Annotated in this window: 8 protein-coding genes and 1 pseudogene; 4 read left to right on the forward strand and 5 right to left on the reverse strand. The window is 35.2% G+C overall.

Translation table 11 applies throughout. From position 1 onward, the window contains the following. Window positions 1-68: 68 nt before the first annotated feature. Entirely contained in the window at window positions 69-1106 is a 1038-nt protein-coding gene (coaE, locus tag C6H17_RS07895) for a dephospho-CoA kinase (RefSeq protein WP_020995783.1), read from the reverse strand. A gap of 352 nt (window positions 1107-1458) precedes the next feature. Between coaE and trpB the strand changes: the two are divergent. From trpB to C6H17_RS07915, 4 genes and pseudogenes are all read left to right on the forward strand, one after another. Continuing rightward, a pseudogene (trpB, locus tag C6H17_RS13005) lies at window positions 1459-2676 on the forward strand (tryptophan synthase subunit beta); the annotation flags it as partial. Between the two features lie 2812 nt (window positions 2677-5488). After that, on the forward strand, window positions 5489-6793 hold the full coding sequence (locus C6H17_RS07905; protein ID WP_005219937.1) for a hypothetical protein: 1305 nt from the start codon (window positions 5489-5491) through the stop codon (window positions 6791-6793). Window positions 6794-7044: 251 nt separating this feature from the next. Further along, window positions 7045-8022, forward strand: a complete 978-nt coding sequence (gene gap, locus C6H17_RS07910) for a type I glyceraldehyde-3-phosphate dehydrogenase (RefSeq protein ID WP_005219936.1) — start codon at window positions 7045-7047, stop codon at window positions 8020-8022. 121 nt (window positions 8023-8143) lie between these two features. Then, window positions 8144-8857: a hypothetical protein gene (locus tag C6H17_RS07915; protein WP_020995782.1), complete on the forward strand. Its 714-nt coding sequence runs from the start codon at window positions 8144-8146 to the stop codon at window positions 8855-8857. A gap of 91 nt (window positions 8858-8948) precedes the next feature. Here C6H17_RS07915 and C6H17_RS07920 read toward each other — a convergent pair whose 3' ends face one another. Genes C6H17_RS07920 through C6H17_RS07935 form a run of 4 tightly spaced genes read right to left on the reverse strand, consistent with a single transcriptional unit; the run spans window position 8949 to window position 12403 of the window. Beyond that, window positions 8949-9611, reverse strand: a complete 663-nt coding sequence (locus C6H17_RS07920) for a protein-L-isoaspartate(D-aspartate) O-methyltransferase (RefSeq protein WP_004084179.1) — start codon at window positions 9609-9611, stop codon at window positions 8949-8951. After that, window positions 9608-10345 (reverse strand): carbon-nitrogen hydrolase family protein, encoded by a 738-nt coding sequence (locus C6H17_RS07925; RefSeq protein ID WP_005219934.1) that lies wholly within the window; start codon window positions 10343-10345, stop codon window positions 9608-9610. The genes C6H17_RS07920 and C6H17_RS07925 overlap by 4 nt, the downstream gene beginning before the upstream one ends. Further along, complete coding sequence (locus tag C6H17_RS07930) at window positions 10329-11384, reverse strand: ribonucleotide-diphosphate reductase subunit beta (RefSeq protein ID WP_005219933.1); 1056 nt, start codon at window positions 11382-11384, stop codon at window positions 10329-10331. Before C6H17_RS07930 ends, C6H17_RS07925 begins: the two co-directional genes overlap by 17 nt. 44 nt (window positions 11385-11428) lie before the next feature. Then, window positions 11429-12403: a DUF475 domain-containing protein gene (locus C6H17_RS07935; protein ID WP_005219932.1), complete on the reverse strand. Its 975-nt coding sequence runs from the start codon at window positions 12401-12403 to the stop codon at window positions 11429-11431. Window positions 12404-12564: the final 161 nt, after the last annotated feature.

The raw sequence follows: 12564 nt of genomic DNA on the forward strand, positions 1-12564 counted from the left end.
CACTCCATAGCTTAAAAAAGGTGTTATTGTAACAAATTATTGTTATGCAATATCACTTCTGCCATTTTTTAATATTGACTTAAAAAAGTTTGTAAAAAAGATTCTATATTTTTTTGCAGCGTTTTTAAATCGCTTGTGTTTTCAATGACAAAATCGCTTTTACTTCGCTTTATCTCAATATCAATTTGTGAATCCACTCTTTTTATCGCATCTTCAAGGCTTAGATTGTTTCTGGCTTGTATGCGTTGTATTTGCATATCCCTTGTGGCATATACACAGATAACAAATCGCTTTTTATACTCATATTTGCTTTCAAAATAAAGGGGAATATCTATGAAGTATGGGCTTTTCTTTGCCTCCAATATTTCGCATTCCTGCATAATAAGCTGATGAATGAGTGGGTGAAGTATAGATTCTAACTTCGCTTTTTTCTCAGCATTGTTAAATACTATATTGCCTAATTTTTCACGACTAATTATTATTGCTTTAGTATTAGATTCTAAATTGTGTTTTTTGTCATGTTGGTCGTTTAGAAGAGGTGGAATATCTTTATCTAAAATTGTTGCGGAGTTTAGAACATTGTCATCTTGAAGTTCAAGCAAAAAATTTGCTTTAGATTCTATACTAGATACTTTGCCTAAAGGCTTAGCACGATAAGTTATCTCAGAATCAAGATTCTTTTGAGTTTCTAAACAAGCTTTGCCTTTACTCTCTAAATCTGTGCTAGATATTTCCCCTTCGCTTTGCTTAAGGTTGATATGACAATTTTTAGATTCCTTGCTCTCTGCTACTTGAGCAGTAGCAGATTGTATTGAATCTATGAAATCCAACTCCCTTTCATTTTCCAAATACGCTTCATTTTGAGATGAGGTCAAACTAGTGGCTTTAGAATCTATGCTAGATATTTGCTTACGCATAGCATAGCAATCACTAGATTCTAAAATCTCATCACCAAATGCCGCCACAACGCTACTTTTAGCTGCCTCCAATGCTTTTCGTGCGATTATATCCGCATCAATAATCTTAAATCCGTGCAATGCTAAAAGCCTTGCGGTTGTGCTTTTCCCACAACCTATACCGCCTGTAAGTATATTTGCGTAATACATTGTTGTCCTTTTTTAGATTCTGTATTGGATATTGGCTTCAAGCTTGTATAGCAAGAATTTCCGTTGAAATCCATAAATTAGATTTCAGGCAAACCGCGTAAGTATTGCTTTCTAAAGCAATAAAGAATCTTTTAGATAATATCTGTTGTTAGAATTTAAGAGATTAATCCATTTAGAATCCTTAAATGCTATTTTACACCATAAGATTCTAAGTTTCATTTATTTTTCACATATATCATACCAGTAAGCACTGCCAACACGATATTGATTTATCCCAAAAGTCAAAAAATCACAGAAAAATGATAAAATAGGCGGTATTTGTTTTGTATTTTGCCATATTGAAAGAGGAAGCATGGATAATAGGATATTTTTAAAGAGTGAAAAAGGGTATTTTGGAGAGGGCGATTTTAGGTTTGGTGGGTGCTTTATCCCCGAGATATTGTATCCAGCACTAAATGATTTACAAAAAGCATATAAACAGATATTCCAAACAAAAGGCTTTCAAAAAGAGTTAAAACGACTTCTAAAAACATTTGTTGGCAGACCAACACCCCTTATCTATGCAAAAAACGCTTCCGAAATACTTGGGAATGAAATCTATCTCAAGTTTGAGGGTTTGGCAAATACAGGCGCACATAAGATAAATAACGCCCTAGCCCAAGTTCTACTTGCAAAGCGAATGAAAAAAACACATATTATCGCAGAAACGGGTGCAGGGCAGCATGGTGTAGCGGTGGCTAGTGTATGTGCCTTTTTAAAGATGCCTTGCACGATTTTCATGGGTGCGACAGATATACAAAGACAGCGACCAAATGTATTTATAATGGAGCAGTTTGGTGCAGAAGTGGTGGCAGTAGAGAGTGGCACAAAGACACTAAAAGACGCGGTAAATGAAGCCTTGCGTCAATGGAGTAAAGTCCCACATGAATATTTTTATGTCTTAGGCAGTGCGCTTGGTCCTTATCCTTACCCTGATATTGTGAGAGATTCTCAATCTATCATTGGCAAAGAGATAAAAAAGCAAATAAAAAAAGCTTTAAGCAAGTATTTAAACACATTTCTGCCAGATTATGTTGTCGCATGTGTTGGTGGTGGTAGTAACTCTATGGGGGCATTTAGTGCATTTTTAGAAGATATGGAAGTAAAGCTTGTAGGGGTAGAAGCTGGGGGCGATGACTTTAAAGCAAATAAACATGCCATGCGACTTGCTGAAAATAGTGGGGCAAGTATCGGTATAGCACATGGCTATCGCTCCTATTTTTTGCAAGATAAACATGGGCAGATTTCAAATACGCATTCTATTAGTGCGGGGCTAGATTATGCTGGGGTTGGACCTCAACTCGCACACTTAAAGCATATTGGACGCGTGGAGTTTATGGCTGCTAGTGATGATTCTGCCTTGGAGGCATTGCAGTTTTTTGCGAGACATGAGGGGATTTTGCCTGCATTAGAATCAAGTCATGCTTTAGCTGGTGTGCTTGAGATCGCAAAGAAAGAGAAAAATAAGATTATAGTAGTAAATGTGAGTGGTAGGGGCGATAAGGATATTTTTATCACGGCAAAGGCTTTATGCACGAATGCGTGGAGAGACTTTTTAGAATCTGAATTGCAAAGTGTGGAAAAACTATTAAAACAGAAAAATAAACCAAAAGAAGTAGTGGTCCAAGAAGAAAAAGATGAAGAAGAATCAAAGCAAAGGCAAAATGAGCTAAAACTTGCCTTGCAAGATATAAGCCACGAGGATATGAGCTTTTTCGATTCTACCAATACAGAAAATGATGACACAAAAGCACAAGACACACAGCATTTAACAAGCGCGCAAGTGGATTCTACAATACAAATGAAAGACGATAAATCTTTACACAAGCTAGACACGCAGGATTTATCATCAATGACTTTGGATTCTATAAGTGAGCAGAGCTTAGAAAAGCTAGATTCTATGCTTTCTAATCAGGGCGTGGAATCTAGGGCAGATAGTGAGAATCTAGAATCTAAAGCGGCTTGTCATACTTCGCTTAACACGCAAAATGATAAGACATTGGATTCCACAGATTCAACAGAATCTGCCACTACAGAAGCCATAGAAAATCTAGAATCTACAAATTGTCATATTAACCTTGAGCAAAGCGAAAAGGAAATATCTAGTATAGATTTAGAGAGTGAGAGCAAAGAATTTTTAGAAAATGATGAAAATCTAGAATCTAATCTCACTAACACAATAGATAATACAGAGATAAACGACACAGAAACAATACAAGATATTTTAAAACAAAGTGAGACGGAACAAGAAAATAATAATCTTCAAACAGAAAGCATAGAGGACAATTTGCAAGATTCTCAAGATTCTATAGAATCTAGCGAGATAGAAAATGTAGCAGATTTAATAGATACAGATTCTCTAAACTTAAATGAAAGCGATATGGAATCTTCACATAAAGAGCCGCTGCATTTTTTAACCACAGATTCTAATATAGAAACTGATCTTTTAGAAATCACGCCATCTAGCAAGGACACACAAGAAGCACATATGCAAGCATTGCGTTTTTTACAAGGGAATGACTTGCAAGATAGCGACACACAAGATAATGATGACTTACAAGATGAGAGCGATTTGCAACTTGATATAATAAGTCAAATAGACACAGAACAAGAAATAATATCTAAAGAAGATTCTATAAATCCCATAAGTGAATTTTCACAAGAAACAAGCGACAACACAGAATCTTTAGAATCTAGTGAAATAAGCAATGAAGCAGAGATTTTATCACAAGATACAGAAGCAAATTTGCAAGGTTTAATAGAGACTGATGACACAGATTCCTTAGAAATGCCCACAAATGCAAATATATCACAAGATACAGATATATCATTAGAATCTTTGTTGAATGAAGATTCTAATATAGCCCCAAATGATGATACGCAGAATCTCCAAGATGATGTAGAACAAGAAAATATAGATTCTAAAAATAGCATGGATTCAAGCGAAGAGTTAGCCCAGCAGCTTTTGCTTGACCTACAAGCTATGCACGAGAGCGCCCCAGAAGCTTTGGAAGATTTACAACATTTATCAACACAATATAGGCAAGAAGATTCTACTGATGAATTAACACAAGAACCAGCAGAAACAGATACGACAAATGATGAATTAGGGCTTAATGATATAGAAAATATAGAATCTAGCACAATAGAGAAATGCAAAAATGCAACTGAGACAAGCGATACACAAGAAAGCATTCTTAATACAGATATAACAGATAATATGCAAGAAGATGAGCTAGAATTAGCCAAAGACATATCACTAGACAATGTATCAACAGAAAATACGCAACAAATAGATACTCACGAATCGCCCATAAATATAAATGCCTTTGATGAAATGCTGGGTTTAGAAAATCTAGATTCTACAAATGAGACAACACAAGATTCTGGCATTTTAGATTCTTTGCTTAACGCAGAAATGATATCGCAAGATGATTTAAATATAGACTTAATGACTAGCGAAGATTCTGTTAGCCCACTCATGCAAACCAATGATTTAGACTTAGATTCTAATGAAACAAATGGGGCAGATGATATACAAGCTAATTTTGATTTAGAAGAATCAAATCTGCAGATAGACACTTTTGCACAAGATTCTACACAAGACAATTCAGTTGAATTAGACGAACATAAAGAATCCACACAAGAACATGTAAAGATACAAGATTCTATGACAGATGAAAATATAACTACAGATACGCTAGAATCTAACCCATTTCATTCTACCCAAGATGATGATATGGCTTCATTAACGCAAACTGATGATCTATTAGATGATATGGATTCTACGCATGATGACTTAGAGAGTTTAGAGCAAGAAATAGAAAATGAGTTAGCAGGTATTTTTGCAGATACCATTGAAGACATAGATGACACAAAGCAATCAAATGAAAATAATGCAAGTATAGATTCTAACAATGAAGTTAATATAAGTGATAGTGAAAACAATATAGAAACAGATTTTTTATCACATGATTCTTCAAGTGATACTCAAAGTGATATTTTGGCAGAAAACCCAGACACAACAGAAGACTCCAACACGCAAGATTCTAAAGATGAAGCGACAAGTAATCAGACTTTAAGCTACATTAATACAAACATTGCTAAATCTCGTGTTTTTAAAACTGACCCAGAATTAAGTAAAATCTGCGGCAAGTCTTTAAAGTCATAATAGTCTCATACAACATGTTTGCAATTTTATGGTGGTTTTCGCCACAAAACCAGCCAACATATCACAACAGCAATAATATCTTTTGCAAAAATAACATAAAATTAATAAACTTTTAATCTAAAAAACACTAATATAATGGCTTACATTCTAAAAATGCTGAAAGGATAAGGGTATGCTAAAAAAGTTAATAACCGCAGGTGCGTTAAGCATGGCTGTGTGTGGAGTGAGTTTCGCAAAAAATGGTGCGTTAGATATTATGGAGTGGGCATTGCAAGATGCAGCAAAAGCTGGTGTTGCGTATCATTGTGCTGGAGATAGCGTTCATGCGACATGCTATTTCAAAAATGTCGATGGTTTCTTATTTCAACTCAAAGATATGCGTGCTGATATATGGCTAAGTGATAACGAAGTGAAGCAAGAGGTATCAGGCAATATCGCCGCAAATTTTGGGGAAGATCTCAATCAATTTATCCCTAAAAGCTTTACATGCAATAGTGTCTCTACACTAAAAGACTTACAAAGTAATGCCAATGGGACATGTGTCATTAAAGCCGATGTGGCGACTTTACATTTAGAGTCAAATACACTTGTAGAATCTAAATCATTTAGATATAAAACTATGCCTACGCTTTTAGTGCAGTATATTGCAAAGGTAGATGAGTTTAGCAAAGAGTATGATCGCATTCAAACAAAATATGAAAATGATTTAGAAGCCTTGCAACAAGAAGCTGCTGATATGCTAGATGATATTGATGCAGATATTGATATGCTAAGAGTATCGCAAAGAAATACGCAACATGAATATGGTTGTGGCTGCAATAGCTGTAGGTCGCAATCTCAAACATACGCCATAGAGAAAGAAATCGAGCAAAAGCAAGAAAGTAAAGAGCAGATAAGAAAGTCTTATGAAGACAAATACGACAAGATTCAAAAGCAATATGAAGAAGAAATGCAAAACTTTAGCGATTCAGTCGTAGCGTGGCTTAGCCAATACAACTATACTATGCAGGAAGCACGCGTTTATGTCCGTGCTAATAAACTTGCAAAAAGTGCGTTTGAAACCTTTGCAAAAGAATATCTTGCCTTTAATGAGAATATCCCGCTATCAAAAGATGAGAGAATTGAAAGGGCAAACGAGAAGAAACGCATTACAGCCCAATACTATTCTAGCTTAGAAGCTAGTCGTGCTGGTGGTATGACTTTTGTAGAGCAAAGCCCATATTTAGCACCACATCTAAAGAAAAGCTTGCAAAAGATAGTGTCAGATCATGCACAGCTTTTAGATCCAAATGCAAAGAAAAGAAGCGTGAAAATCCTTATCACGCCGCTAGATAGCACAGCGATGAATCTCGGTGATGAAGCACAAAAGATGATCAACGCTTATAACAAAAGTAGAGGTCATGGACTGATGAAAACATTCTTTGATATTGTAAATAAATATGAGATTAAATCTGTGCGTGTGTGGCCAGAAAATTAATAAAAATTTCACAAAAATTGATGGGAAATGTTTATTTTCTATCAATTATATTTCACAAGTTAGCTACGCTTCATTGCGGTTATACAACACTAAAATAAAGTGTAGTGTGCATTGACTATTCTCTTTGTTTAAATATAGAAGCCATGTAACTTTGAAAACATACAAAGAGTTTCTGCCAATACAACCCATACACACAAAAATAAGCTATAATCCACATAATTTATATATCTAGGATTACATAAGGTTAGAATATGACACTAGGGATAAATGGGCTTGGGAGAATGGGTCGCACGATCTTGCGTGAGGCGATTAAAAGGGGACATACCATCAAAGCACTCAATGATATTGCACAATGGGAGATTTTGACTTATCTCATTGAGTTTGATAGCGCACATGGCACACTTAGTCGCAATATTTCCTATCACAATGACACACTATGTATTGATAATCAAAAAATACATGTAAGCAATCATAATAACCCAAAAGACATTGATTTTGGTGAAGTAGATATTGTGATTGAATCAAGTGGTAAATTTCTCACGACAGAATCTATCAAGCACCATTTACAAAAAGGTGCGAAAAAAATCATCATTTCAGCCCCACCACAAGATAATACAAAGACATTCGTGCTTGGTGTCAATCACTTGGAATATAATGGTGAGTTAATTATTTCAAATGCGTCTTGCACGACAAATTGCATTGCCCCTATTTGTGCCATACTTGATAAACATTATGGAATCACAAGTGCTACAATGACTACAATCCATAGCTACACAAACGATCAGAATCTACTTGATAACGCACACAGAAGCGATAAAAGAAGATCAAGGGCAGCCGCAAATAATATTATCCCCACCACAACGGGGGCGGCTATCGGTCTAAAGCGAGTTTTACCGAATCTAGAGGGTAAAATTCACGGACAGAGTGTGCGTGTGCCTTTGATTGATGTTTCAATGGCAGATTTAAACTTCTATCTTAATAAAGCCACAAAACTAGATGAGATACATGCTTTATTAGAATCGTATGCAAATGATAGTATGAAAGGCATATTAAGCATTGATTCTAAATATCGTGTAAGTAGTGATTTTTTAGGGAGTGCGTATAGTAGCATTGTAGCAAAAGATTTAAGTGTGCAAGTTGGCAATATGCTAAAAATAATGGCATGGTATGATAATGAAAGCGGCTATGCAAATAGAATCTTAGATATGGCAGAGTTTATACTTGGATAATTGATACAAGATTCTAGATATTTGCGATTATCCTTAGATGTTTATTATTAAAAATATTGCCAATATGTTGGATTTTTAATGCTACAATGTTTGCCTATTTTGCGAAAGATAAAGGAAAATGATGAAGAAATGGGGCTTTTTCATTGCATTTGGTGCGTGTCTTGTTGCAATCGTTTGGGTTGTAACCAAACAAAAAGATGAAGCGCATAATACTCTTGTGTATATTGATTATGATATAAATAATAGCAATGTAATTAAAAGTGAGACAACTTATATTTCTGATTCTAGTCATACTTTTAAAATCTGTCAATCTAGAGATGGCGATACACCATGTAAAGAGATTTCAGGGGTGAAGCATGGGATACAAAAATGGTATGGTGATAGTGTTTTGAAATATGAAGATTTTTATGATCATGGCAATCGCACACATACAATAGCCTATTACAACAATGGGTTAAAACGAAAAGAGTGTTTATATCAAGATGATAAGCTTTTACAAACAAATTTTTACGATAAAGATAATGCCAATTCTTTAGTTGAAACGATATTTTATAAAGATAATGAAGAGGTAAAAAAGTATTATATTAATAATAAACTTCACAAAGAGGAAAAATATCGCAATAATAGGCTTGTAAGTAGAAAAATCTATGATAGCGATGGGTTGTTACAGCGACTTGAAGAGTATAATTTCATTGGGAATAATACAGATTCTTTTGATAATTTTTTTGAAGGGCTTGATTCTATAAATCCATTTTTATTTGAGTTTGAGAATCCAAATCCTATGCAAAGACCATATCAAGATAAAAATACAGGGGATAGTGGTTTATGGATTTAGTCCATTTGTGATTACTCATATTTCTTTATAATAGCTAAAAATCTAACTCAAACTTTTGCTACCTTTGAGACAAAAAATAATGCGCATTTATTTAACCCATACGCATAACGCCTTGTTTAATCGGCACAAAAGAGCAAGATTCTAAAATATGGCTTGTGAGTGTATGATCTTTTTGTTTTACAAATCGTGCGATAACTTGTCCGCCATTATGATATATTGGGGCTACAAGCACACCATTTACTTGCAATTGATCGCTTAGTGTTTTTGGGATACTCTCTGTGCATGCAGAAAGTAAGATTCTATCATAGGGGGCGAAAGATGCCCAACCATTCATACCATCATCAAGCTTTATATTGATATTCATAATTTGTAGTTGTGCTATACGCGATCTTGCTTCAAGCCATAGAGATTCTATACGCTCAATGCTAAAAACTCTGCGTATAAGATGAGACAATACAACCGCTTGATAACCACTCCCAAGCCCTATTTCTAGCACATTATCTGGCTCTAATACGCTATCGCCTAAATCATACGCCATGAGATAGGTTGTCATCTTTGCCACAGTGAGTGGTGCGCTAATCCATTGCTCATCGCTTATAGGCAGGGCATTATCAAGGTGAAATGCGGAATGTTTTACGACAGAGGGGACAAAAAACTCCCTATCAGTTTGGCGTAATGCAGCAATGATTCTAGAATCAAAGCTATCTTTGACATCTTTTAGCATTTCCATATTTTTTATTTCATGAAGTTTCATGCGTGTGGGATTCCTGTGTCTATATGTATTCGCATTTTTGTAACTTCAGCGAGATTTACTTGTGCTTGTATCATCTCTTTAGAATCATTTTTATACACGATTCCATAAGGTGTGATAATGTTACTACCTTTTGCATACTCATTGCCCGCACATGAACTAGCAATAACAAAACTTTGATTTGCAATGGCTAAAGCACGCGTTAGCGTTTGAAAATGCACTTTCCTTGCCTTACCCCATGCGGCTGGGACAAAAATCACTTGCGCACCTTGAATCTTTTTCCATAAATCAATAAAGCGGACTTCAAAACAATTGAGAGCCGCACATAAGATTCCATCAAGCATAAAGGTTTTAATATCCTTTATATCCCCCGCTTTAAAATGCAAGTGTTCGTTACCTAAAGGAAAAAGCTTTGCCTTTTTTTGTGTATAGGCTATGCGTCCTTTATGAAATACTTTCAAGCGATTGACATATTTTCTGCCCTCTTGTTCTATCATCGTGATTACAATGGTTTTGTCCTTGCTTAACTCTTGCAATTTTCGCGTGGCAATCTCACTAAACTCACTTGCCTCTGCCATTTTTTGATATGCAAATCCTGTGAGAAAAACTTCACTTGCAAGAATGTAGGAATCTTTTTCACACTCTAGCACTTTTGCTTCAAGTCTAGCTAGATTATCTTCCCAATTTGCTTTTGTCTTTAGCTGCAATGTATAAAAGGTCTTAAAAATCGTCTTCAAATTTTAATTCTCCCCGTGTGTAATTACGCACTTTTGCTTCAAAAAAGTTTGTCCGCTGATTGTTAAAATTTACTTGTTCATCTACCCATTGTATGGGATTTTGCGTGTTATATAGGATAGGATAATCAACCGCTTTTAATCTTTTATCCGCTAAATACTCAATATATTGACGGATAATTTTTGCAGTCAAGCCTAGAATTTGCCCTTGCGTAATGTATTCCCCCCAGCTAGATTCTAAATCTACTGCTTGACGAAACATCTCCATAACCTCATCTTGTAATGCTTGTGTAAAAAGATCTGGTCTTTCTTTACGCGTAGAGATAATCATTTGTTGAAAAATCGTTAAATGTGTAATTTCATCGCGTTGGATAAAGCGTATCATTTCTGCACTATTTTGCATTTTACCACTTCTAGCAAGTGTGTAAAAAAACGCAAAACCGCTATAAAAATAGATTCCCTCTAGAATCTGATTGGCAAACATGGCTTTTATAAGATTTGTTTCTGTTGGGTTTTTTGCAAGGTCTGTATATACATCAGCAATATAGTCATTTTTTGAGCGAAGTTTGTCATCTTTACGCCACATTTGATAAATCTCATCAGTATTTGCAGATATAGAATCTACCATAACCGCATAGCTTTGTGCGTGCAAAGATTCTTCAAATGCTTGACGCACTAAAAGCATATTTATTTCTGGGCATGTAATATATGGATTGATATTGTCTGTTAAGTTATTTGTTTGAAGTGAATCCATGAAAATAAGCTGGGCTAATGCTCTATCATAGCCTTGCTTTTCTTGCAGGGTTAGCTCCATATAATCGCGTTTATCTTGATTCATATTCACTTCTTCTGGAAACCAAGTATTTGCAAACATTGTGCGTAAAAGATTATAAGCCCACTGATATTTAATCTTATTTAACTCAAATATTGCGGTTGGATTCCCACCAAATATACGCCTTTCATTGACACTTTCTGTTGAGTGCGGATTATAGATTTTTTTGCGAGATACTCTATTGTCTTTCTGCGTGTTTTCACTAGTCATACTCATTTCCTTTAAATGTGGAATTATAACAAAAAAGGTGAATTTTACATACTATTTTTATTTGCAACACGAGAGCAAATAAAGGCAATACCAATAAATCCTACGCCAATAAGCCCTGTGATAATCTCACTTACTTCCATAAAAATCTTTAATAGCATAATAATAGCTAATGCCCCAATAGCATAATGTGCGCCATGCTCTAAATAGATAAGCTTTTGCAGTGTCTTATGCTCTACAAGATAAAGCGTCAAGCTACGCACAAACATAGCCCCAATGCCAAGCCCAATCATAATAATAAAAATATTCTCACTCAAGGCAAATGCCCCAATCACACCATCAAAACTAAAACTTGCATCAAGCACTTCTAAATACAAAAAGCCCATAAGTCCATTACGCACACCACCAGCCCCAAGAAATTTATCCGCCGAATGAATGATTAAATACAGCACAATCGCACAAAAATACGCCATGCCTACAAGTATATTATCCGTTAGGGCAAGTAGAATGATTCCAAGTGTGATAGCAAGCAATAAAGCAAAGTTAGGAAACTTCATAAAAAATCGCATAATAACATTATCTTCAATAAAACTTAGCCAATGCACCTCTTTATCTTCACTAAAAAAGAATTGCAAACATACCATAAGTAAAAATCCCGCACCAAAGGCATAAATCTCAAAACGCGTTTCTTCAAGTGTTTTATGATACTCTTGCGGTGAATATAAGGCAAGATTCAAAGTCTCTAGCATACCAAGCCTTGCAGCTACTGCCACAATAACAATGGGGAAAATAAATCTCATACCAAACACAGCGATGGGAATCCCCCAATAAATAAATCGCTTTTGCCATTTTATATCCATTGTATCAAGCACTTTTGCATTAACCACAGCATTATCAAATGAGAGACTAACTTCTAAGATAGAGAGTAAAATACATATATAAATCGCCTGCCACGCCCCAACATAAAATGCCAAAACTAGCCCAATCAAAGTTACAACAAAAGAACTATAAAAATGCTTCATCACTCCCTCATTTTGTAGTAGAATAGTGTGCGTATTGTAGCATACTTTATACACACATAATAAACACAATAAATGTGAGTCTAATCAAGTCTTCTGTCTGTATGTCTATTACTATTTTTACTGATATTTTGAGAAAAAATACTGCACTTTAAGCTTTTATT

It is taken from the genome of Helicobacter rappini, from assembly GCF_900198625.1.
GTDB classification, from domain to species: domain Bacteria; phylum Campylobacterota; class Campylobacteria; order Campylobacterales; family Helicobacteraceae; genus Helicobacter_A; species Helicobacter_A rappini.